Raw genomic sequence first — 22,929 nt, 5'->3', positions numbered from 1 at the left:
GTTCGTGCTGGAAGATTACGATATCACGATAGCGTCCCCTCGACTCACCACTCCTTGCACGCAGCACAGACGAACCCGGACCGGTCACGCCAGCGTCTTTCGACCGACGCCCCACACGCTGCACACTCACCACCCGCCGGCGACCACTGGTAGGTGGTCACTGTAGGCTCGGCGTCCGCGGTCTCGTCCTGTCTGGACCCGTCGACGTCCTCACCAGACTGTTGCTCTTCTGTCACCGACGGCCCGAACTCGTCGAGCGACCTGTCCCGTGGCATGCCCCTTCCTTGGCCCGCCATCGTCTTGATGGCAACGGACAGAACCAAGTACCAGTACTCGTACGCTCAGGTATGGCAAGCGGACTTCCATGGGCCGTCCTGCAGAGTGCGACGGACCCGATTCACAACGTCGAACAGATAATCGAGGGTTTCACGCAGGTCGCCCAGAACGGCGACCCAATCTCGCTCGTCCTGCTCGCAGTCGGCGGCCTGCTGACGGCCCTCGCCGCTGGCGGGTTCGGCGTCCTCGCCCTCGGTGGCCTCGGTAGCGCTATCGTCCGGACGTTCGCTCGATCGCCGCCGCCAGAAGGCGGGGCGCAGTAGTCGGGTCCGGCCCGAGTGGCGTTCCCGCCACGAAACTGTCGGCGTACTCCAGTACCGCACCTATCTTCTCACCGACCTGCGCCGGTGTGCCTGCGATACAGAACGCGTCCAGCATCGGCTCCGTGACGGTCTCGAACGCCGTCTCGAAGTCGCCCTCGCCGAGCGCCTGGCCGACGGCTGCCACCGCGTCGTGGTCCAGCCCGTGTCGGTCGAGCACCGGCGGGGCCGCCCCAGCCGCGATGAACGCCACCGGTGGTCGTGCCGCCGCTCGGGCGGCCTGTTCGTCGTCGTCGACGGAGACGCTGGCGAACGCTGCGAAGTCGAACTCGCCGCGAGAGTCGGGACGCTCCGCTAATCCTTCCTCGACGCGGTGGGCGGCCCACTCGAAGTCTCGCGGGTGCGAGCCGTTGAGCAGCACGCCGTCGGCGTGTTTCGCGGCCATGCGAATCATGTGGGGGCCCTGCGCCCCGACGTACACCGGGATGTGGCCGACGTCGAAGTTCAACTCGGCGGCGGTCGCCTCGAAGGTGCCGTCGTGGTCGACGCGCTCGCCGTCCCACAGCCGCTGGGCGACCTTGAACGTCTCCAGTACCCGGCGGAGCGGACGGTCGTGCTCGTACCCGAGGTTCGACAGCGCCGACCGGTCGCCCGCGCCGATGCCGAAGACGGCCCGGCCGTCGGTCGTCTCGTCGAGGGTCCCCATCCGCGAGGCGAGTGACACCGGGTGTGTCTCGTAGGGGTTGACGACGCCCGGCCCCACGTCGAGGTCGGTCTCGCGGGCGATGCGGTCACAGACCACGAACGGGTCGCGGTTGAAGTGGTGCGAGGAGGCGAACACCGTGTCGAACCCGGCTTCTTCGGCCGCCTGTGCCGTCTCGACGAGTTCGTCCATCGGGTGTTCCGGCGTGAGTTCGATGCCGAGTCTACGCATCGTACTCCCACCCCCGGAGTGCCTGACGAACGAAGTCCGAGTCCACGTTGCGGAACACGTCGTCGTGGCCTTCCAGGTCGCCGAACTCCCAGCCGCGCACGACCGTCACGGGCATGCCGCCCGCGCCCTCGCCGCTGACGAGGTTCGCCGCGGCCGCGAGTTCGTCGACGACGCACTGCACGGTCACGCCGAGTTCGCGCCCGTCGCGGTCGTGCTCACCGCGCCAGTCCCGACTGGCGGGCATCCCCGCCCAGCCGATGGCGACGGCGGTCTGGCCGTGGCGGAACGGCCGACCGCTCGTGTCCGTGACGACGACCGGGTTCTCGTGTTCCAGTCCCTCGTGGATGCGCTGTGCGCTCGCAGACGGGTTCTCGGGCAGCAACAACAGGTCGTGCCCGGGGACGTTCGACCGGTCGATACCGGCGTTGACGCCGACGTGACCGAAGCGCGTCTCGGTCAGCAGGAAGGGCTCCTCCATGAGCAGTTCCGTCGACTCTTCCAGCACCGCCTGCGCGAACCGCGGGTCCTTCTCGTCGCCCGTGATGGCTTCGAGGTTCTGTGCGATTTCGCGTGCTCGCGGCCCGGCAGGGAAGTCCGCGAGGTCCGCGGACCGGCCCTCCGCCTTCGAGACGATGGTCGAAGCGACCACGACGACGTCGTCCGGTTCGAGGTCGAACCTGTCCGAGACGATGGCGGCGAGGTCGTCCCCCTCCCGAATCTCCGGGACGTCGGGCACGGGCAGTAGTTCCATGCACAGGGGTGTGCGAGCGCCGGAGAAAAGACCCGCGATGTTGGAAACGTGTGCCCCTACTGCGGGCCATCGCGGAGTTCCACGGAGAGACCGCCGTCTGCGACCTCGGCAACGTACATCGTCGCTTCGATGGCTGGCGCTGCACCGGTCGCCGTCCCCGGGTTCAGGAGCCGGACACCGCGAACCGTCTCGTCCATGACTTCGTGTGTGTGTCCGCAGATGCCGACCGCGTCGCGCTGGGCCGTCCGCTCGACCGTGCCGACGACCCGGTTACGGTAGCCGTCGAGGGGGCCACTCCCGTGGGTGACGACGAACGTGACGCCTCCCAGTTCGAGGGTCGCGACTTCCGGCAGGTCGAGTGTCGGTGGGTCGACGTTCCCGGCGACGGCAGTGAGTTCGGGCGAGAACTCACGGACCGTCTCGAGCGTCTCGGATGAATCGAAGTCGCCGGCGTGAACCACGTGGTCAGCGTTCTCACAGGTCTCGCGAACCCAGTCGGGGATGGCCGGTTCGCGAGATGGGACGTGCGTGTCGCTGATGATGGCCAGTCGAACCATACCAGGAGGTGTGGGCCCTGCCGACAAAAACCTCGGTCCCCGCGGAGGGGAACGTTCAGGTCGCGGGCGGCCCTCGGGGCGACCATGAGCGACGGAACCCACGTCGTGACGGCGTTCCTGCGGAACGAGGGCAGCGTGCTGGTCCTCCGACGAAGCGACGCGGTCGGGACGTACACCGGGCAGTGGGGTGGCGTCTCTGGATTCGCCGAAGGCGACCCCGACGAGCAGGTCCTCGTCGAAATCGAAGAAGAGACTGGGCTCGCCGAATCTGCGGTCGACCTGGTTGGGACCGGGTTACCGGTCCGGTTCACCGACGAGACTCTGGACCGGGACTGGGTGGTCCACCCGTACCTGTTCGACTGCGAGACCCAGGACGTGGAACTGAGCGACGAACACGACGAGTACGAGTGGATTCCGCCGACCGAGATTCCCCGGCGGGACGCGGTGCCGGAACTCTGGACCGCCTACCAGCGGGTAGCCCCGACCGTCCGGAGCATCACCGCAGACGACCAGCACGGTGCGGCGTACCTGTCGCTCAGGGCGCTAGAAGTGCTTCGCGACCGGGCCGGTATCCTCGTCCAGGAGGGGGCTGACGACGACGAGGCGTGGGACGAACTCGCCGACCTCGGCGAGCGACTCCTCCGAGCCCGGCCGAGCATGGCAGTACTCAAGAACCGGGTGAACCGGGCGCTATCGAGCGCGGACCGGTCCGCAGCGAGCGTGGAACAGTACGCCATCGACGGGATTCGGCGCGCCGTGACGGCCGACACCGACGCGGCGGTCCGGGCTGGTGCGCTCGTCGGCGGCAGGTCGGTGCTGACGCTCTCGCACTCGGGGACGGTCCTCCGTGCGCTCCGCGACGGCGACCCGACGGAGGTGTTCGTCGCCGAGTCGCGACCGGGTCGTGAAGGCATCACTGTCGCGGAGTCGCTGCTCGACGAGTATCCGGTCACGCTCGTGACCGACGCTGGCGTCGCACACACGCTGGCCACCGAAGACGTGGACGCGGTGCTCGTCGGCGCCGACACGGTGCTCCCCGACGGGACGGTCGTGAACAAGACCGGGACGCGTGGCGCGGCCCTCGCGGCGGCCCACGAGGAGATACCCCTGTACGTCGTGGCCGCGACGGACAAGGTGAGTCTCGAGGAGACGGTCAACCTGGAGACGGGTCGACGCTCGGCCGTCTACGACGGAGACACACCGCTGGCCGTCTCGAACCCGATATTCGACGAGACGCCGCCACACCTCGTCGACACGATCGTCACCGAACGTGGGGAACTGGATACGCGAGACGTGCGCGAGGTCGCCGAGGAACTGGCGACACTCACGGCCTGGGGAGACGACGGAGACGCTGACGCGTCGGGAACCGCGAACCCGGCCGAGAACGACTCGTAAGGGCGAACAGGCGGCGTCTGCACTGGCGATTCGTCGCCGCCGTCCGGGGCACGCCGCACACCCGCCTCGACCGCCGGACGGCACGGTTCAGACCACGCTCCGTCTGGTCCTCTTCTGGTACTTGAACCGTCGGCCGAGAGCGGTCGGTCTGGCCGTCGAGACCGGCACTGGCAATTCTTGGGATGAAATTTTGAACGACTATTACACCAACTGTTATAACGTGGGGGGTCCATGCTGTGGGTAATGCAACTACGGGACGCACTCAACGATTACAAACATCACAGGCACGATGCGACGGCGTTCCCGGGCGAGTGTCGGTCCACGGCCGGCCACTTCTCCGGGCTCGACGGTCGACTGGTGCACGTCGACCCGGACGGCTCTCTCTCCGACTACGGCTACCCGCTCACTGGACTCAACGGACTGGAACGGTCGCGGGTCGGACTACGCGTCGACGGCGACGTACTGTGGTTCGACCACTGTCAGACGGTCTCGCAGAACTACCACGAGGACACCGGACTCGTCGTCACCGAACACGAGACCCACCTCGGCTCGGTCACCCAGTTCGACCTGACTCTGGGGGACGCCCACATCACGTACTTCGACTGTGGCTCGCTCGACCCCGGTTCAGTCGAAGTCGTGGCGTTCGTCGGCTTCGCCCCCGACTCGCAGGACACCCGAATCGGACAACTCCACCACGGCGACGCCGTCGAGGTGTTCCACACGGACGAACACGACTTCGTCGGAAGCGCGACCGGGTTCACCGAGATTCAGGGACAGGTCGCCGCGAAGTACGGCGAGATTCTGGACGACGAGCCCGTCGACCTTCCCCGCCCCATCAGCAACGGTCGGTACGAAGAGGCTCGCCTCAGCGGCAATCTCGTCGCCTTCCTCCCCGTCGAAGATGGCGGTGCGACGCTGACGTCGCTGCTCACCGACAGCGACGAGGTCGGGCGTGAGGATGCACTCGGACACCTCGACGACCTCGCCGAGAGGTACACCGATGGTGCGGCGCTGGAAGCGGCTGCCAGCGAGCAGGTCGACGTGACCGTCCCCGGCGACCACCCCTACTCGCAGGTGATGGCGGCCGACCTGCGTGTCCTCTCGTTCCTCTCCGGTCGGACCGGCCTCCGTATCGCCGGGCCGGACTTCGACCCCTTCTACGCTTACTCCGGTGGCTACGGCTACACGTGGTTCCGCGACGACGCCGAGATATCGCTGTTCCTCCTGGAAGCCGCCTCGGAGTACGACCTCGCACTCTCCGGGTGGCACGACCGGAGTGCAGCGGCCTACCGTGAGACCCAGCGCGAGGACGGCTCGTGGCCACACCGCGTCTGGCCGCACGACGCCAGCCTCGCCCCTGGCTGGGCGAACGGTCGGCTCGAGTCGGGCGACGACGTTGACTACCAGGCCGACCAGACCGGGAGCGTCATCGCGTTCCTCGGGGCGTACGCCGAGGCGACTGCGGACGACGACGACGCGACGGACGTAACCGAGACGCTCGAGAGTGCCATCGAGAGCCTCGACGACACACTCGAAGCCGACGGTCGCCCCGAGGTCTGCCAGAACGCCTGGGAGGACATGACCGGCCGGTTCACTCACACGACCGCGACGTTCCTCGAAGCGTACGCGACACTCGCAGACGCGAGTGCGGTCGGGACAGACATCACGGACCACGCGGCGACCCGCGCCCGGCAGGTGTACGACGCCGTCGACGACCTGTGGGTCGAGGAGAAGGGAATCTACGCGCTCCGCGAGTACACCGACGACGAGGACGGTGCGGTCCTCGACGCGCGCTGTGACTCCGCGACGCTGGCCGTCGCGGGCGCCCACCGGACCTACGACCAGTTCGAGTCGCTCGACGACCAGCGCCTCGACCGCCTCGTCTCCCACGTCGAGACCGTCGTCGAGACACTCTGGCGCGAGCCATGCGACGACGTCGAGGGGCTCGTCCGGTACGAGGGTGACGGCTGGCGGATGCGCGAGCAACACGCCGAGAAGATCTGGTCGGTGTCGACCGCCTGGGGGGCTCACGCCGCTGCAAGCCTCGCAGCCATCCTCGACGACCACGACGACGACCGCGCCGAAGCGTTCGGGGCACTCGCACGGGACCTCCTCGCGCTCGTCCTCCCCGGCGGACCGCTGTGCATGGACACCACCTACCTCCCCGAGCAGGTGTTCGACGACGGGACACCGGACAGTGCGACCCCGCTCGGCTGGCCGCACGCGCTCCGGCTGGCGACCATCGCGCTCATGGACGACTACGACCTGCTGGAAGCGCGGTGCGCCCTGGCAGACCAGTAACACCGTCACCATTCGACTCGGTCGCAGAGCTGGTACTCCGGCACCGTCGAACCCCACAGCACTCGACACAGACCTTCCTCGAAAGCCGACGTCTGTCGGCCACCGTCTCTCCGTTCGGCGCGACGACCGGCCACACAATCGCCCGGGAAGTCGAGGACGAGCCGAACTGGGGGTGAGCGGAGGGGATATGCGACGGTGAAGCGTGAGAGTACGTATGCGGAACACGCGGTCCTGGACGACAGTCTTGCTCGTCTGTCTCGTCGTACTGGCAGGCTGTGTCGGCGAGACCGGGACGTCGAACGGCACAACGACACCGCCAGAGAAGGGGCCACGGGCCGACGTCACCGCAGTACAGAGTCCAGCGACCGCGAACGGGACGCTGGGCGTTCACTTCATCAACGTCGGCCAGTCCACGAGCGTCCTGCTCGTCGCCCCGAGTAACGAGACGATGCTCATCGACACCGGCGACTGGCGGAACAGGGGTGTGTACGTCCTCGAGTATCTGGAAGCACAGGGAATCACACGGATCGACCACCTCGTCACGTCCCACGCTGACGCCGACCACATCGGCGGGCACGCGGTCGTCATCGAGACGTTCGAGACCCAGTACGATGGCGTCGGAGCGATATACGACCCTGGGCTCGCCGCATCGTCGAACACGTTCGCTCGGTACCTCGATGCTGTCGAGAAGCACGAGGTCCCGCTGTATCGCGCCAGTGCTGGCGATAGCATCCCGTTCGAGGGTGTCGACGTGTCCGTCGTCGCGCCACCCGAAGGGTACATCGCGAACGAGGTTCGAAACGAGAACAGTCTCTCACTGCGGGTTCAGCACGGTGGAATCTCGTTCCTGTTCACTGGCGATGGCGAGGAGGCACTCGAGGGCTATCTCGTGGCGAACCAGCGCGACCAGCTCGACGTGACTGTCTTGAAACTGGGTCACCACGGGAGTCAGACGAGTAGCAGTGCGGCACTGCTCGACGCGGCTTCCCCGACGGTTGCCATCATCTCCAGTGCGTACGACTCCCAGTACGGGCACCCACACCAGACGGTGCTCCAGCGACTCGCCGACCGGTCTGTCCCGGCGTACTGGACGGCGACCCACGGTTCGATCGAGCTCGTCACCGACGGCCAGACACTGACCATCGCAACCCAGCGTCAGGCACCGACCGAACCGACCGCGATTCGGGACGGAGCGCCGGTCGCCCCCGGGACGATGGAACCAGCCACCGTGAGACAGACGATTACGACAGACGGTGTGTCAGACCGACCGAGTGAGCCCACGAAGACACCGCAACGGTTCACTCCCACCCCGGTGGTAACTGACGGTGGTATCGCACTCGAGTACGTCCACGCCGATGCGAGAGGGACCGAATCCGCGAACCTCAACGACGAGTACCTGACCTTCAGCAACGACGGCAGCGACCCCCTCGACATGTCGGGATGGACGGTCAGTGACGCCGCCGGGAGCAGTTACACGGTTCCTGATGGGTTCACGCTGGCGGCTGGAGCCTCCGTAACGCTGCACACCGGGAGTGGCGACGACACGGCGACAGACCTCTACTGGGGGAGCACTGTTCCCGTCTGGAACAACGATGGAGACACGGTCATCGTGCAAACAGATAACGGCGAGACCGTCCTAGAGGAGAACTACCGATGACCGAGCGGACGTTCACCGCAGTGCTCGACCGGTTCGAGGAGGACCAGGCAGTCCTGCTCTGTGAGGACGACGGAGAGCAGGTCGCAGAGCTCGTCTTCCCGCGAACGTTCTTGCCACCGGAGGGTCGTCATCAGGACGCGATATTCACGCTCAGGGTGGGCGGGAGCGACCAGACCGTTCTCACCTACGAGCCTGACGAGACACAGAGAAGAAAATCTGCTGCACAAAGCCGGTTCGACCGGCTGTCACGACCGCTTTCGGAGCGAGATTCGGACGACGAAGAGGAGTAATCTGGAGTGTCGGTCTGGAGTGGTGGTTCGGTCTGACACTGGTTCGTGACGCCGCCCGATGTGAATCAGTCCCGGAAGGAACTCGAGTGAGACGGAGATTCAGGCGGTGACGGTCCGCTCTTCGGCCCGGTCGAGGAACAACGACTCGCCGGTATCGGCGTCGAAGAGGTGGACGTCGCTGGAGTCGAAGGTGACCTGTATCTGTTCGCCGGGCTCCGGTTCGACGTCGGAGTCGACGCGGGCGATGAAGTCCGCACCGAGGTCGAGGTAGAGGTAGTTGTCGCTCCCGATGGGTTCGAGCACCTCGACCGTGGTCGGCTGGGCGTTCTGGCCGCCCTCGGTGACGAACACGTCCTCGGGGCGGATACCGAGACGGACTTCCGTGGCGGCGTTCGCGTCGCGCAGGCGGGCCGCTTCTGCCTCGTCGAGGTGGTACTCGAAGCGACCCTCGCCACGGAGCGTGAGGCTGCCGCCAGTCTCGTGGACCTCGACGTCGAGGAAGTTCATGCTCGGGGAGCCGACGAACCCGCCGACGAACTCGTTCGCCGGGTTGTTGTACACCTCCTTGGGCGCACCGACTTGCTGGAGTTCGCCGTCTTTGAGGATGACGATGCGGTCACCCATCGTCATCGCCTCCTCCTGGTCGTGGGTGACGTAGATGGCGGTGGTGTCGAGGTCGGCCTGGAGGCGCTGAATCTCGGTCCGCATCGAGGTCCGGAGCTTCGCGTCGAGGTTCGATAGTGGCTCGTCGAAGAGGAACACGTCGGGTTCACGGACGATGGCGCGGCCCAGGGCGACACGCTGTTTCTGGCCGCCGGACAACTCGTCGGGCTTGTCTTCGAGCAAGTCCTCGATGCCCATCATCTGGGCCGTCTCGAGGACGCGCTGTTTTCGCTCGTCCTTGGAGAGGTCGGTGCTCATGCGCAGGCCGAAGCCCATGTTCTGGGCGACCGTCTTGTGTGGGTACAGCGCGTAGTTCTGGAACACCATGGCGACGTCGCGCTTTCGCGCGTGGACGTCGGTGACGTCCTCGTTGCCGACGTACACCTTCCCGGATGTGGGCCGTTCGAGGCCCGCGAGCATCCGGAGCGTCGTCGATTTCCCGCACCCCGAGGGGCCGACGACGGTGACGAACTCGCCGTCCTGTACGTCGATCGAGACGTCGTCGACGGCGACGATGCGCCCGTTGTCGAACTCCTTTCGCAGGTTGTCCAGCGTGACAGTAGCCATTATTGGCATGAGTCGTTTTCCCACAGTATAGTTCTTGCCCTCTCAGCGAAAACTGTGATGCATAATTTCGTAGCACTTTTGCCAACCACGCCACCAGTTACCACGATAATGAGTGACGAAACGACGAACGGACGGACGCGCCCGACCCGGCGCGCCCTCCTCGGCAGCCTCGGCGGAGTCGCGGCGGTCGGCCTCGCCGGCTGTAACGGCCAGAGCGAAGGTGACGCCGATGGGACGGCGACCGTCGTCGACGAGGACGATTCGCCGACCGAGACGCCCACCGCGACGGCGACCGCGACGCCAGAACTCGACCCGGTCGAACTCGCCCCGTTCTGGACGACCGGCGAGAAGTACGGACTCGGGACCGCCGCAGACCACGGTACAGCAGACCCCTCTCGGGTCTGGTTCACCCTGACCGAGGGTGCACTCACCGAACCGCGCTTCCCGCGCGTCGACCTCATGCACTTCCGCACCGTCGACTTCCTCGTGACAGACGGCGACGGGTACGTCGTCCGGACCCACAATCGGGACCGGCGCGACGACGACCCGGTCGAGCGCGACGTCGTCCCGGTCACCGACGACGCCCTGCTCTACCGCCACGAGGTCGCCGCGACCGACGACCGGGACTGGTCGCTCCAGGTCGAGTACGCGGCCGACCCCGCAGGTGACGCCATCCTCATGGACGTTGCGTTCGACGCCGCCGACGGGTACGACCTCTACCTCGTCGCGCGTCCGGCCATCGCCGCCGCGACGGCGGGCGACTCGGGCGTCCGCCTCGCAGATGGTGACGGCTACGCGCTGGCTGCACAGGACGCACCGACCGGTGGAGCGGTCCTCGACGACGACGGGAACCCGTACGTGGTCGCCGCGAGCGTCGCAGCCGCCGACGGCTTCGACTGGGCGACGGTCGGCGACGTGGAGTCCGAGTCCGCGATGGCACTCGTCCAGCGGGGAGAGGCGCTGGACCCGAGCGAGTCGGCCGACGGGAACCTCTTCCTGGCGGGCAGGCTCGGCTCCGGGACCGTCGAGACGACCGCGGCCATCGGGTTCGTGCAGGACGCGGCCGCCGAAGACGCGACCGCCGAGGCCCGGCGCGCACTCGACCGCGGGTACGAGACGGTTCGCGCGGACTACCGCGCCTCCTGGCAATCCTTCTTCGAGGAGGTGGCCGTGCCCGAGTCGGTCACGGGAGATTCGACCCTCGAACCCCAGTACCGGACCGCCGCGATGGCCCTCCGCGCGGTCGAGGACAAGACGTTCCACGGTGCGGGCATCGCCTCACCCTCGGTCCCGTGGGGCAAGGGCGTCATCGCCGACGAAGCCAGCGACGTGGGCTACAACTTCGTCTGGTCGCGCGACCTCTACCAGGCGTTCACCGCCCTCGAAGCCATGGGCCACGTCGACGCGGCCGTCGCCGCCACGGAGTACCTCCTGACCGTCCAGCAGGACGAACAGGGCTTCCTCCCGCAGAACACGTACCTCGACGGCCGGACCCGCTGGGGCGGCGAGCAACTCGACAACGTCGCGTTCCCGCTCGTGATGGCCTACCAGCTGCGTGAACGCCACGGTCACGGATTCGAGCAGGCCGCGTACGACTACGAGTCCATCAGGGCCTCGGCGGACTACGTGGCCCGGAGCGGCCCCGAGACGGCCCAGGAACGCTGGGAGGAAGAGGGCGGTTTCTCGCCGAGTACCATCGCGGCCGAGGTCGCCGGACTCGCGTGTGCCGCCCGCATCGCGGCCGACGAGGGCGAACGCGAGGACGCGCTGGTCTACCTCGGCCTCGCGGACCGCTGGCGCGACGGCGTCTCCGAGTGGTGTGCGACCACGACAGGCGCGGACGGCCACGAACCGCCGTACTACGTCCGGGTGAACGACGACCGCGACCCCGACGACGGGGCGGACCGCGGGCTCGCCAACGGGGGGCCGACGCTCGACGAGCGTGCCGTCGTCGACGCCGGCTTCCTCGAACTCGTCCGGCTCGGTATCGTCGACGCCGGGAACGACCTGGTTCGGAACTCGCTGGCGGTCGTCGACGAGACCATCCGGGTGGACACGCCGGACGGCCCCGCGTGGTACCGCTACAACGGCGACGGCTACGGCGAGGGCGAGTCGGGTGCGCCCTGGTCGGTCGCCCCCAACACGAAGGGGCGGCTGTGGCCCATCTTCACCGGCGAGCGCGCCGAGTACGAGCTTCGTGCGGGGACCGAGTCGGGCGACCTCGCGCCAGCGAACCTGCTCCGGACGATGGCCCGGTTCGCCAACGAGGGACGGATGATTCCCGAGCAGGTGTGGGACCGCGAGGACGCCACGGAGTACGGCTGGGAGTTCGGAGAGGGCACGGGCAGTGCCACCCCCCTCTCGTGGAGCATGGCACAGTTCGTTCGCCTCGCCTGGAGCATCGACGCGGACGAACCGGTCGAGATGCCTGCGTTCACCCGCACGCGCTACGCGGACGGGAATCCATCCGAACCTGCACCGACGCTCGAGGTGACGTTCCCCGACCCGGTCGTCGACGCGGAGACAGTGTCGGTCTCGGGGACGACCGACGCCGCCGAAGTCGTCGTTCGCACGGGTGCAGAGACGACGACGATTCCCGTCTCAGACGGCGGGTTCGACGGGACCGTCACGCTCGTCGACGGCCGCAACGCGGTCACCGTCGTCGCAGCGAGCGGTGACGACCCGCTCGAGTCGGTGGGTCTGGCGACCGCACGGGCCACCATCTCGTACGCCGACGAGTCCTAGAACACCCCGGGTACAACGGAAGTTGTACAAACAATAGTGACGGAGTCGAATGATTTAAGGTGTGAAGGACTAATTCATCTAATATTCACCATGTCAATGGAACGCAGGGCAGTGCTCAAGAAGCTCGGAGTGGCAGGAACGCTCGGAACGCTCGCAGGCTGTGTGGGTGTCCAGGAACAGTCGACCTCGGCACCGACGGACGACGGCGGTAACAGCGGCGGCGGTGGCGGCGACGACAGCGACGAGACCGAGTCGGGCGACTCGGAGATGACCGAATCGGAAGGACCGGCCGGGACCGCGAAGGTCTGGTACAGCCTCCCCGACACGGAGATTCCGGCTCGCAAGTCCGCCATCGAGAACTTCAACAGCAACACGAAACACACCATCAAGGGCGCGGACATCGCGGACCTCGCGAAGAAGACGACGAGCGCGATTCCCGCCGGTCAGGGCCCGAAGCTGTTCGAGTGGGCGCACGACTGGGTCGGTGACTACCACCAGCGCGGCTTCGTCACCGGGCAGGGCGACCAGCTCTCGGTGAGTCTCGACACCTTCACCGACGCGGCCGCACAGGCGGTCCAGTTCGACGGTGAGGTCGTCGGCCTCCCGCACTCCGCGGAGACGGTTACCCTCATCTACAACAAGGACATCGTCGACGAGGCCCCCGAGACCGTCGCCGACATGACGGCGGTCATGGACGAGTACCACGACCCCAGCAGCAGCCAGTACGGCCTCGGTATGCCGTTCGACCCGTACTTCGCCAGCGCCTGGCTGCAGGCCTTCGGCGGCTACTACTTCAACCCCGACAAGGACCCGATGCTCGGCCTCACCAAGTCCGAGACGGTCAAGGGCCTCAACTTCGCACTCGACAACTTCACGCCGTACATGCCGAAGGACCCGGGCTACGAGGCCCAGGCAGCCGCCTTCGCGGAAGGCAACGCCGCCTTCGCCATCAACGGCCCGTGGTACCTCGCGACGCTCAACGAGAAGGGCGTGAACTACGGCGTCACGAAGCTCCCGATGCCAGAGGGTGGCGAGCCGAACCCCTACACGGGTATCACGATGTGGTTCTTCTCGAAGGGCATGGAAGACGCCGACGCCAGCGCGGCCGCCGCCCGGCAGTTCGCCGAGTGGCACGTCACGAACGAGGACCGTGCGCTCCAGGCCGCCAAGGAACAGGGCGCCATCCCGGTCCTCTCCAGCCTCGCCGGCAGCGACGAACTGCCCGACGAGGTCAGCGCGTTCTCCGAGTCCGTCGCCATGGGGACCCCGATGCCGACGCACCCGAAGATGAACAAGGTCTGGAGTCCCGTCGGCTCCGCACTCACCAAGGTGTTCAACGGCGACGCCGACCCCAAGCCCGCACTCGAACAGGCCGAGAAGGAAATCCGCGCCAACTGGGAGTAACATGAGTACCAAATCCGGCGTTGCATCGCGGGTCGAAGACATCCCCTTCCTGGAGCGGGAAGACGCGTCGCTGCTTCTCGTGCTGCCGGGGCTGTTCATGTTCTCGGCGTTCATGCTGTTCCCGATCATGTACCTCATCGGGGTGTCGTTCACGAACGCCAAGCCGTCGAACCTGTTCGCCGGTGACGGCGCGATGTCGCTGCTCACGTTCGGCGAAGCGACGTTCATCGGCCTCGAGAACTACGTCACCGTCCTCAGTGACCCCGCGTTCTGGAACTCGTTCGGTATCACGTGGCTGTTCGTGGCCACGAGCGTCGCCCTGAAGATCGCCGTGAGCCTCGGCATCGCCCTCGTCGTGACGGGTGAACGCGTGCGCGGCAAGCGGTTCATGCGCTCGCTCATCATCGTCCCGATGGGGCTCCCGGCCATCTTCACCATCACCGTCTGGCGTGGCATCTTCAGCTCCGCCGAGTTCGGCCTCGCCAACCAGGTGCTCGCCATGCTCGGCATGGACTCCATCGCCTGGATGAGCCAGCGCTGGATGGCGTTTCTCGCGTACAACGTCACGGAAGCCTGGCTCGCGTACCCGTTCATGGTCATCATCACCGTGAGCGCACTCCAGAACGTCCCGGACGAACTCCACGAGGCCGCGATGGTCGACGGCGCGGGCTACTTCTCGCGCTTCCTGCACGTGACGCTCCCATCCATCAAACGGCCCGTGCTGTTCGCGTCCATCCTGACCGCAGCCGCGTCGTTCCAGCAACTGCTCATCCCCTTCGTGTTCAACGAGGGCGGACCCGCACGCGCCAACGAACTCATCATCCTCTACGCGTACAAGGAGGCGTTCTCGTTCTCCCAGTACGGTGAGGGTGCCGCCATCAGCCTCATCGCCGTCGTCATCATCGGCGTGTTCATGTGGCTGAACGTCAAGAAAGGTCGGCTCGCCGACGGGGTGAACGAGGCATGAGCCTGCTTCGCTCCGTCGCGCGCAGTCTGAAAGAGGACACGAAGAACGCCGTGATGGCCCCGGTCGAACTGGCCCGTGAGGTCCGGTACACCATCCACGCCATCCGGGAGGGGAAAGTCTCCCCGACCAGGCCGCTCAAGACGGCGGGCATCACGTTCGGCGCACTCGTCGTCGTGCTCCTCCTGCTGTTCCCGCTGTACTGGATACTCATCTCGGCGCTGTCGGGCTCCGGCGGCTCCATCTACTCCACCGGCGGCCTCAACCTCCTGCCGAAAGACCCGTCGCTGAAGCCGTTCATCTGGGTCATCGGCGACCTCATCGTCCCGGGCTACGCCATCAGCTTCAACATCCCGCTGACGAACTCCGCCATCGTGGTCAACACCCCCTCGGTCACGTTCCTCGACGCCTCGGCCCACGGCATCGACAACCCCTCGGGCTTCAAAGGCTTCCTCGTGAACAGCATGACCGTGGCCATCCCCACGGTGCTCATCGCGATGTCGCTCATCGTGCCGGGCGCGTACGCGCTCTCCCGGCGCGAGTTCGTCGGCCGGAACAAGATCCTGTTCGGCTACGTGTTGCTGACGCAGGTGGGCGGCGGCCTCGGTATCGCCCTGCTCATCGGGCTGTACACCGTCTTCGTCCAGCTCGGCGTCAACAACAACAAGCTCGCACTCTCGGTGTACTACGCCGCCACCGCCGTGCCGTTCAACACCTGGCTGCTCAAGACGTACATGGACGGTATCCCCGTCTCCTACGAAGAAGCCGCCATCGTCGACGGCGCACCCCCGTGGCGCGTCGTCACCGAGATCATCCTGCCACTCTCGAAGGCCGGTCTGGCGACGGTGTTCATCTTCACCTTCCTCACCGGCTGGACCGAGTTCATCGTCGCCCAGACGCTGCTCGGGACCGAGAACTACACGCTCCCGGTCGGGCTGTACTCCATCATCGGCGAGTACTCCATCCCGTGGGCGCGCTTCTCGGCGTTCGCGCTGCTGTTCGCCACCCCCCTCGGCCTCGTGTACCTCTTCGCACAGCGGTACATCGAGGGCGGGCTGTCGTTCGGCGGCGTGGAAGGCTAGGCGGTTCTCTTCTCGTTCGGTTTCTGCGGTTTTTCCGGAGCCAGAAAGGTGGATTCTTGACGCTCGACCTCCGACGGCTAGTCGGTGGCAGTGACGACAGTTACCCCCTCCGAGCCCCTTGTGACGAGGACTTTCCCCGAGCCACCACACGTAGCCGGCTACAACCGGCGTTCTCGAGCGACTATTCGTAGAACTCAGCGATTCGCTCCCGAGTCCCCTGTGAAGAGGACGTTCCCCAAACCACGGACATAGTATCGACCAGTTCCCACCAGGACTCGCCGCTCCGGACTCGTCCGTCCGACACTCGTAGAAGAAGAGACACACTGATAGATTCAGTTTCGAACAGAACGACTAACTCGATTGACGTTCACTAGCAGGCAATGGGTGATTCCGGTCGATGGGTTCCCGAAGAAGCGGTTCTCTCGATCTTCACTGCGGGACGTGACCCGCACGAGCCTCGATCCACGGGTGAGGTGGCAACTGCGCTCGACTGTGCACACCGGACGGCGTACGAGAAACTCGACAGACTGGTCCAGCGCGGGCGTCTCGCATCGAAGAAGGTGGGTGGAAACACCAGAATCTGGTGGCTCCCGACGGAGACAGGTTCGCGACAGGGCGAAGACGAGTTCTCGCTCCCGAACCTCACGGCCGACCAGGTGCTGAACGTCGAGTTCAGGTCGGTTGAACTCGGGCAGGCGTTCCGGGCGATCTCTCCCGACATCGAGATGGAACTCGACGGCATCGTCGAGTTGGCAGACGGGTCTGTCCTCCAGTACCTCACCATCTCCGGCGCGAATCCGCGAGGAGTAATGGACGCACTCCGACAGTTCCCACACATCATCGACCTTCGGCTGTTCAACAAGCGTGGCGACGAGTTCCGAATCGAGGGACATTCCACCGGCGAATCGATGGGGAAGCTGTTTCGCGAGTTCGGCGGCACGACGAAGACCGCGTACATCGAGGACGACGCGTTCGTCATCGTCGGTGAGGTCCCCCCGAAGAGTGACGTCTCACTCCTCACGGAAGTGGCCGCGACGTACTACCCGGACATCGAACTGACGAACGTCGAACTGAGTATCACGCCACGACTGTTCCGGTCCGTCGTTCAGGACGAGTTGACCGAGCGGCAGTGGATGTCACTCACCACGGGCTACTACGGTGGGTACTTCGAACGGCCACGGGCGAGCACGAGCGACGAGCTGGCTGACCGGCTGGACATCACGCGCCAGACCTTCCATCACCACCTCCGGAACGTCCAACGGACCGTGTTCCGGACGTTGCTGGAGGGATTCAGTGACATCGGTCGGACCCCTCATAGCGCCGGCACGACAGTCTCTGACCAGTAAGAGGGTGCGGCTATCACGAGAGCGAGCGTAGTTTCATCTCGATGACGTGTGGCGCAGTCTCGAAAGGGCTCGTTCGCTGTGGCCCGTCGCTGCCCACCGTCATCGATGCGTAGAGTCTGGTGGCGGGTGCTGCCGACGGCACGACACCACAGAGGGCTGGATTGCACACTCTGGGGGGACTGTGACTATCCAGTTCGGGGGGACGTGGTGGGTAGTTACGTCCAGACGGACGAACCCGTGCCCATCCTGCTGCTCCGTCTCGAGGCTCTCACGCGCTTTCGTACGTTCTCCGTCGTAGAACCTGTCTACAGCCGTGGCGAGACGTCCGACAGGCGGACCTGCACGGTCACTGCACTCTTCTCACAGAGCCACGTCTCTGGTCGTATGGTCACCGTCCGTCGGGCCACGCCAGCGGACACGCCAGCCATCGCTACGATGCACGAGGCGTCGGCCCGCGAACTCGGTCGCACGCACTACGACGAGCGACAGGTACGGGCATGGTCGGGTGGCAAGCGTCCCGACCGGTATCCGGTCGAGGAACCGGGCGAGCACGTCGTCGTGGCGGAGGTCGACGGTGAACTGGCGGGCTACGGGCACCTCGTGGTCGACGACGGGGAGGTGCGGGCGGTGTACGTCAGCCCCGGGCAGGCACGGCGGGGAGTCGGTTCCGCCCTGCTCGCTCACCTCGAGAGCACAGCCAGAGACGCCGGGCACGAAGAGTGCTACCTGTGGGCGTCGCTCAACGCGGTCCCGTTCTACCGGCAGGCGGGCTGGGACGTGGTCGGCGACGAAGTCGTCGAGACCTCCGGGAACGGCGTCACCGCCGAACTCCCGGTCAAGCTCATGGCGAAGGAACTCGGGTGAGAGCGACTCACCACCCGAGGGTCTGCCGTCGTTCGTCGCTGAGCGCGACGAAAGCGGCGGTCCACTCGGGCACGTCGGAATGGGTCTCGACTGCGGCGGGCGCGAGCCAGTGAAGGTCGGTCACCTCGTCCGGGGCCGCGATGTGGGCTTCGCCGTCGTCGTGACGCGCCAGGAAGACGACGTTGAGGCAGGGGTCTTCAGAATCGGTGACGAACGCGTTGCTCTGGACGTACCGGAGGTCCGTGACCGACAGCCCGACTTCCTCGCGGACCTCCCGGTGGACGGTACTCTCGAGCGCGCTCGTGTCGTGGTCCGTCCGCTCGACGGTTCCTCCGACGAGCGCCAGCGACCCCGGTGCGTGGTCCTCTTCGGCGGCGCGTTCGACGAGCAGGTACTCCCCGTCGCGATAGATGGCCGCTTCGACGTTCACCACGTACCGCCCTTCAGATGTCATCGTATTGTCGTCTTCTGCCATCCACTTATCACCATCGGCCATCAGGGATGTGGTCTACCAGAAAACCGGCCCGTGGCGGCGGCAGGCGTTCAGAAGAACTTCAGCAGGTCGTCGCGCTTGTGGTCGTGGAGCACGTCGCGGACGGCCTGCTCGAACGCATCGATACGACCCTGCTTGGCCGAGATAGGCGCGATGGTGTCCTGCCACTGTTCCCACGGCGGATAGAGCCCGAGGCGGTCACACAGGTCGTTCAGTCGCGCGTCCCTGTCGTCGACCTTGTCCATCTTGTTGACGGCGACGATGGTGGGGACACCGAGTTCCTGGAGGAAGTGGAACATCTCCACGTCGTAGGGGATGGAGTCCGGGCCGGAGTGGCGGTCGATGATGTCGATGACGCTCTTCCCGTCGACGACGACCACACCGAGGAGGAAGTTGTCGGCGTACTCCTCGAGATAGTGGACGATGTCGTCCTTGATGGCCTCGCGTCGGTCCTCGTCCACCCCGGACATGAAGCCGAACCCCGGCAGGTCGGTTATCATGAAGTCCTCCGGTGCCCAGTCGTAGTGATTCGGCGAGCGGGTGACGCCGGGTTTGCCGCCGGTGTCGAAGCGGTGCCCGGTGAGCTGGCGCATCAGCGTCGATTTGCCGACGTTCGACCGCCCTACCAGGACGACCTCGCTCTCTCGGTTCGGGCGGTTCTCGAACATGGACGGTCGTAGCCGGGGGACGGGGAAAAACGTGTCTGGTTCCGTCGCGGGTGTGCGAGACGTTCAGACCCCGGCACGGGGGCGTTCGATCGTAGCTGCCACCAGAGCTCACTCGGTCGCGTCGACGTAGGTCCCATGGAACCACTCGTCGAAGGTCTCGCCGTCGTCGTCGGAGGTTTCGAGCACCTGGACGACCGTCCCATCTGCCTCCGGCGTCCACGTGCCGCGGTAGGGGTTCCGCGTACCGTCGGCCTCAGTCAACGTCCCCGAGTGCCGCATCGCCCCGTCCTCGAACCGACCCCGAGTAACGATGGTCCCACCGGTCGAATCGACCCACGTCTGCAGCCACTCGTCAGCGCCCGCATCGTAGCAGTTCAGGCTCTTGCCAGCGCCGCCCCCGGCACTCTCCCAGTGTTCGACGAGGAGTGCGCCGCCGAGGGTCGACTCGATGACGTTGTACCCGGCAGGGTCGCCCGAGGCGGTCGAGACGTCCCACTCCCCAACCCAGAAATCGAACTGGCGCTCCGGCGGGAGCGTCGCCGGGTCGGTGCCGGCGACCGCGCTCCGACTCGCAGTCGGGTCGACTGCCGGTGGCGCGTCACCGACGCGGACGTATCGACCCCGACGCGACGGCGACCACGAGTCGTCGCCAGAAGCCTGTTCCTCGGTCACGCGGACGACACCGTCTTCGTCGACCGACAGCGTCTGTCGGCATCGCCGTTCGGTCCCCGACGCGGTCACTCCACGGCCCGTTGCCTCCACCCTGTCGTCTGAGACCGGCCCACGAAGCTCCACCAGTTCGCCCTCGCTGCCGACCCGGGTCTCCATCCAGTCACCCGTCGCCGGGTCGGTGAAGATCGCGGCGACCGACCGCTCGCCCTCGGCACTCTCCCGCTCGGCGAATCGAAGGTCACCGTCGAAGAACGCGCGGACCACCAGCGTCTCGATTCGGTCGTCGTTCTCGTCTCGGTACTCCCACGCCCCCGGTTCCAGACAGCACGACATGTGTCGTCCCGACGAAGGGGAGGACGATAGCAGTTCGCGCTCGCATCGACGGCCACCCTCGAGCGCTGGGTCTATCAGCCCCACCCTCTTGCAGTGACGTATGGCCCTCGGTGAATCACTCGCAGCACTCTCGGTCGGCGTCGTCGACGCCCTGCTCCCGACAACGTTGGCGGCACTGGTCGGCTTCGGGGTCGCCGCGCTTTCCCTCCCGACCGGGACCGCCCTCTGGTTCACCGCACTCCTCGCCAGCATCGTCTTCGTCGGCCTGACCATCCACGGCTACAACCGGTTCCGCCACGAGCGCTGGCTCTTCCCGGCGACGAAGTGGCTGGTCGGCGCGGTTCGCGGACTCCGCCCCTGACGTGCGAGACCTTTTATCCGAACTCGCAGCCAGTCCCTGCGTGCGCTGACGGTCACTGCCGAGGACCACGCGGTTGTGCGACGCCCTCCCCGGCAACCGCGGGAGGCGTCGCCTGTTCACCATCCCGAGCGATGGTCGCCCATGCGAGAGATATTTCTATCAGTTTCCCGTCGGAACGGACGTGCGACTCGTACAGGTCATGATTCCGGCGGGCAAGCGCGAGGCCGTTCTCGACGTCCTCGACGACGAGGGCATCGACTACGTGCTCACCGACGAGACGAGCGGTCGGAAGTACACGGGCGTCGTCTCGTTCCCGTTGCCCACCGAGGCCGTCGAGCCGATTCTCCAGCAACTCCGCGAGTCAGGTATCGAACGGCAGTCCTACACCGTCATCCTCGACGCCGAGACGGTCGTCTCGAAGAAGTTCGAACGACTCCAGGAGAAGTACGCCGAGGAAGAAGAGACCACGAACCGTATCTCGCGCGAAGAGCTGAAGACACAGGCCGCAGAGATGGCCCCGGAGATTCCGGCGTACGTCCTCCTGACGGTCGTGAGTGTCGTCATCGCCACCGCGGGCGTGTTGCTCGACTCCGCCGCCGTCGTCGTCGGCTCGATGGTCATCGCGCCGCTCATCGGGCCCGCGATGGCCGCGAGCGTCGGGACCGTCCTGGACGATGCCGACCTCTTCACCCGTGGGGCCCGCCTCCAGTTGCTCGGCCTCGCCGTGGCCATCGTGGCAGCGGCCGCCTTCGCCACGGTGCTCAAGACACTCCACCTCATCCCCCCGATGGACATCCTCGTCGTGGGGCAGGTCCAGGAGCGATTGCGCCCGGACATCCTCTCACTCGCCGTGGCACTCGGGGCCGGTATCGCGGGCGCGATGTCGATGCGTTCCGGCGTCTCGGCCTCGCTCGTGGGCGTCATGATCGCAGTCGCCCTCGTCCCGCCGACTGCCGTCATCGGCATCGGTATTGCCTACATGAAGCCGCTGGTCGTCCTCGGTGCGACCGTCCTCGTCCTGGTCAACGTCCTCTCCATCAACCTCGCCGCGACTGCGACCCTCTGGTACTCGGGCTACCGCCCCGAGCACTGGCTCAGACTGGACGAAGCCCGGACTGCGACCATAAAACGTGCCGCCATCCTCGTCGCGTCCATCGCCATCCTCTCGGTGTTCCTCGGGGGCGTCACCTACATGTCCTACACGACCGCGGCCATCGAGGACGACATGATAACTGGTGTCGAACAGACCGTCGAAGAGTACCCAGAGCTCAGACTCGTCGACGTGAACCTCGTCCACGAGGAGAACCTGTACCAGCGCGTCTTCGACCCCCGACCGGAACGCGTCGTCGTCACGCTCGCCAGACCCCCCAGAGAGACGTATTCAGGACTCCCCGAACGGCTCCGCGAGACGGTCGTGAACGGAGACGACGTGGTGGTCGAAGTCCGGTACATGGAGTACGAGTCGGCGGGGGACGCGAGCGAAACCACGTAACCAACGAGTGCTCGATAGTTCTTCTCGGTAGCTCCCCTACCATGAGTGAGTATGAACCTGAAAGTCGCAGTCGCACTCGTGGCACTGCTCGTCACGACCGCCGGCTGCCTCGGAATGGTCGGGGCCGGTGACGACGGCACGGCCGCCGTCGCCAGCACCGACGACGGAGAATCGAAGAGTACCCTCTCCGTCTCGGGGACTGGAACGGTGTCCGCCCCTGCTGACCTCGTGGTCGTCTCCATCGCGGTCGAACGCGAGGGGAAGACCGCCGATAGTGCCCGAAACTTCGCGACACAGGACTCGACGAGTATGCGTCAGGCACTCCGTGATGCCGGGATTCCCGACGAGAACGTGAAGACGACGAGTTACCGGCTCGTCCCACAGTACGACTACGAGAAGGGCCGGGAGATAACCGGTTACACCGCGGTCCACGCCTACGAGGTGAAGACGGACAACGTGAGCGACGCCGGGCGAATCATCGACCTCGCCGTCTCCAACGGCGCGGCCCGTGTCGATAGCGTCTCGTTCGAGTTGAGCGACGAACGCATCGCCGACCTCCGGACCGACGCCATCGCCAGGGCCGTCGCGGCTGCCGAGAAGGACGCGAACGCCGCCGCCAGTGCTGCGGGTGTCTCCATCGTGAAGATAACGAGCCTCACCGTCTCCAGCGGTGGCCACCAGCCGCCGTTCCCGGTCTACCGCGCGGCCGAAGCCGACGCGAGCACGACGCTCGAACCGGGTCCAATCGACGTCGAAGTGACCGTCAACGTCGTCTACGAGATAGCCTGAGACGA

At 66.1% G+C, this 22,929-nt stretch carries 21 protein-coding genes and 1 pseudogene; 14 read left to right on the top strand and 8 right to left on the bottom strand.

Annotation, left to right across the window (positions count from 1 at the left end):
* Nucleotides 1–44: 44 nt before the first annotated feature.
* The gene (locus tag ACSC1R_RS08280) at nucleotides 45–275 is read right to left on the bottom strand and encodes a DUF7573 domain-containing protein (protein WP_439028590.1); all 231 of its coding nucleotides are present in this window, start codon (nucleotides 273–275) and stop codon (nucleotides 45–47) included.
* A 72-nt stretch (nucleotides 276–347) separates the two neighbouring features.
* Here ACSC1R_RS08280 and ACSC1R_RS08275 point away from each other — a divergent pair, with 72 nt between their 5' ends.
* The gene (locus tag ACSC1R_RS08275) at nucleotides 348–599 is read left to right on the top strand and encodes a hypothetical protein (protein WP_439028589.1); all 252 of its coding nucleotides are present in this window, start codon (nucleotides 348–350) and stop codon (nucleotides 597–599) included.
* Here ACSC1R_RS08275 and ACSC1R_RS08270 read toward each other — a convergent pair.
* The 3 genes from ACSC1R_RS08270 to ACSC1R_RS08260 are packed head-to-tail and all read right to left on the bottom strand — an operon-like array spanning nucleotide 547 to nucleotide 2,838.
* Entirely contained in the window at nucleotides 547–1,530 is a 984-nt protein-coding gene (locus tag ACSC1R_RS08270; protein WP_439028588.1) for a 5,10-methylenetetrahydromethanopterin reductase, read from the bottom strand. The genes ACSC1R_RS08275 and ACSC1R_RS08270 overlap by 53 nt on opposite strands.
* Nucleotides 1,523–2,281: a coenzyme F420-0:L-glutamate ligase gene (locus ACSC1R_RS08265; protein WP_439028587.1), complete on the bottom strand. Its 759-nt coding sequence runs from the start codon at nucleotides 2,279–2,281 to the stop codon at nucleotides 1,523–1,525. The genes ACSC1R_RS08270 and ACSC1R_RS08265 overlap by 8 nt, the downstream gene beginning before the upstream one ends.
* Nucleotides 2,282–2,337: 56 nt before the next feature.
* Nucleotides 2,338–2,838 carry a metallophosphoesterase family protein gene (locus ACSC1R_RS08260; protein ID WP_439028586.1) on the bottom strand — a complete coding sequence of 167 codons (501 nt, stop codon included), beginning with the start codon at nucleotides 2,836–2,838 and terminating at the stop codon, nucleotides 2,338–2,340.
* Nucleotides 2,839–2,922: 84 nt separating this feature from the next.
* Here ACSC1R_RS08260 and ACSC1R_RS08255 point away from each other — a divergent pair, with 84 nt between their 5' ends.
* The 4 genes from ACSC1R_RS08255 to ACSC1R_RS08240 all read left to right on the top strand — a co-directional run bounded on the left by ACSC1R_RS08255 (nucleotide 2,923) and on the right by ACSC1R_RS08240 (nucleotide 8,481).
* Nucleotides 2,923–4,233, top strand: a complete 1,311-nt coding sequence (locus tag ACSC1R_RS08255; protein ID WP_439028585.1) for an NUDIX domain-containing protein — start codon at nucleotides 2,923–2,925, stop codon at nucleotides 4,231–4,233.
* A 243-nt stretch (nucleotides 4,234–4,476) separates the two neighbouring features.
* Complete coding sequence (locus tag ACSC1R_RS08250; RefSeq protein ID WP_439028584.1) at nucleotides 4,477–6,534, top strand: glucan 1,4-alpha-glucosidase; 2,058 nt, start codon at nucleotides 4,477–4,479, stop codon at nucleotides 6,532–6,534.
* Nucleotides 6,535–6,748: 214 nt separating this feature from the next.
* Complete coding sequence (locus ACSC1R_RS08245) at nucleotides 6,749–8,191, top strand: MBL fold metallo-hydrolase (protein WP_439028583.1); 1,443 nt, start codon at nucleotides 6,749–6,751, stop codon at nucleotides 8,189–8,191.
* Entirely contained in the window at nucleotides 8,188–8,481 is a 294-nt protein-coding gene (locus ACSC1R_RS08240) for a DUF3006 domain-containing protein (protein WP_439028582.1), read from the top strand. Before ACSC1R_RS08245 ends, ACSC1R_RS08240 begins: the two co-directional genes overlap by 4 nt.
* Before the next feature lie 99 nt (nucleotides 8,482–8,580).
* On the opposite strand, the gene ACSC1R_RS08235 is transcribed toward ACSC1R_RS08240, so the two are convergent.
* Nucleotides 8,581–9,711 (bottom strand): ABC transporter ATP-binding protein, encoded by a 1,131-nt coding sequence (locus ACSC1R_RS08235; protein WP_439028581.1) that lies wholly within the window; start codon nucleotides 9,709–9,711, stop codon nucleotides 8,581–8,583.
* A 318-nt stretch (nucleotides 9,712–10,029) separates the two neighbouring features.
* Here ACSC1R_RS08235 and ACSC1R_RS08230 point away from each other — a divergent pair.
* The 6 genes and pseudogenes from ACSC1R_RS08230 to ACSC1R_RS08205 form a co-directional block, all read left to right on the top strand.
* A pseudogene (locus ACSC1R_RS08230) lies at nucleotides 10,030–12,456 on the top strand (glycoside hydrolase family 15 protein); the annotation flags it as partial.
* A gap of 90 nt (nucleotides 12,457–12,546) precedes the next feature.
* Entirely contained in the window at nucleotides 12,547–13,860 is a 1,314-nt protein-coding gene (locus ACSC1R_RS08225; protein WP_439028580.1) for an extracellular solute-binding protein, read from the top strand.
* A gap of 1 nt (nucleotide 13,861) precedes the next feature.
* On the top strand, nucleotides 13,862–14,827 hold the full coding sequence (locus ACSC1R_RS08220) for a carbohydrate ABC transporter permease (RefSeq protein WP_439028579.1): 966 nt from the start codon (nucleotides 13,862–13,864) through the stop codon (nucleotides 14,825–14,827).
* Nucleotides 14,824–15,906: a sugar ABC transporter permease gene (locus tag ACSC1R_RS08215; RefSeq protein WP_439028578.1), complete on the top strand. Its 1,083-nt coding sequence runs from the start codon at nucleotides 14,824–14,826 to the stop codon at nucleotides 15,904–15,906. The genes ACSC1R_RS08220 and ACSC1R_RS08215 overlap by 4 nt, the downstream gene beginning before the upstream one ends.
* A gap of 380 nt (nucleotides 15,907–16,286) precedes the next feature.
* Entirely contained in the window at nucleotides 16,287–17,252 is a 966-nt protein-coding gene (locus ACSC1R_RS08210) for a bacterio-opsin activator domain-containing protein (RefSeq protein ID WP_439028577.1), read from the top strand.
* A gap of 384 nt (nucleotides 17,253–17,636) precedes the next feature.
* Nucleotides 17,637–18,116 (top strand): GNAT family N-acetyltransferase, encoded by a 480-nt coding sequence (locus ACSC1R_RS08205; RefSeq protein ID WP_439028576.1) that lies wholly within the window; start codon nucleotides 17,637–17,639, stop codon nucleotides 18,114–18,116.
* Nucleotides 18,117–18,123: 7 nt separating this feature from the next.
* On the opposite strand, the gene ACSC1R_RS08200 is transcribed toward ACSC1R_RS08205, so the two are convergent.
* The 3 genes from ACSC1R_RS08200 to ACSC1R_RS08190 form a co-directional block, all read right to left on the bottom strand.
* Entirely contained in the window at nucleotides 18,124–18,591 is a 468-nt protein-coding gene (locus ACSC1R_RS08200; RefSeq protein WP_439028575.1) for an NUDIX domain-containing protein, read from the bottom strand.
* A 68-nt stretch (nucleotides 18,592–18,659) separates the two neighbouring features.
* Nucleotides 18,660–19,277: a GTP-binding protein EngB gene (gene engB, locus ACSC1R_RS08195; protein WP_439028574.1), complete on the bottom strand. Its 618-nt coding sequence runs from the start codon at nucleotides 19,275–19,277 to the stop codon at nucleotides 18,660–18,662.
* Between the two features lie 108 nt (nucleotides 19,278–19,385).
* On the bottom strand, nucleotides 19,386–20,282 hold the full coding sequence (locus ACSC1R_RS08190; RefSeq protein WP_439028573.1) for a hypothetical protein: 897 nt from the start codon (nucleotides 20,280–20,282) through the stop codon (nucleotides 19,386–19,388).
* Nucleotides 20,283–20,382: 100 nt separating this feature from the next.
* Between ACSC1R_RS08190 and ACSC1R_RS08185 the strand changes: the two genes are divergently transcribed.
* The 3 genes from ACSC1R_RS08185 to ACSC1R_RS08175 all read left to right on the top strand — a co-directional run bounded on the left by ACSC1R_RS08185 (nucleotide 20,383) and on the right by ACSC1R_RS08175 (nucleotide 22,924).
* Nucleotides 20,383–20,643, top strand: a complete 261-nt coding sequence (locus tag ACSC1R_RS08185) for a hypothetical protein (protein WP_439028572.1) — start codon at nucleotides 20,383–20,385, stop codon at nucleotides 20,641–20,643.
* Between the two features lie 181 nt (nucleotides 20,644–20,824).
* A complete protein-coding gene (locus tag ACSC1R_RS08180) occupies nucleotides 20,825–22,135 on the top strand; it encodes a TIGR00341 family protein (protein ID WP_439028571.1) in 1,311 nt (436 codons plus the stop codon).
* 51 nt (nucleotides 22,136–22,186) lie between these two features.
* Nucleotides 22,187–22,924: an SIMPL domain-containing protein gene (locus ACSC1R_RS08175; protein WP_439028570.1), complete on the top strand. Its 738-nt coding sequence runs from the start codon at nucleotides 22,187–22,189 to the stop codon at nucleotides 22,922–22,924.
* Nucleotides 22,925–22,929: the final 5 nt, after the last annotated feature.

This window comes from Haloarchaeobius ordinarius (genome assembly GCF_051801355.1).
Lineage (GTDB): Archaea > Halobacteriota > Halobacteria > Halobacteriales > Natrialbaceae > Haloarchaeobius.
This window is presented reverse-complemented; position numbering and strand designations above follow the sequence as displayed.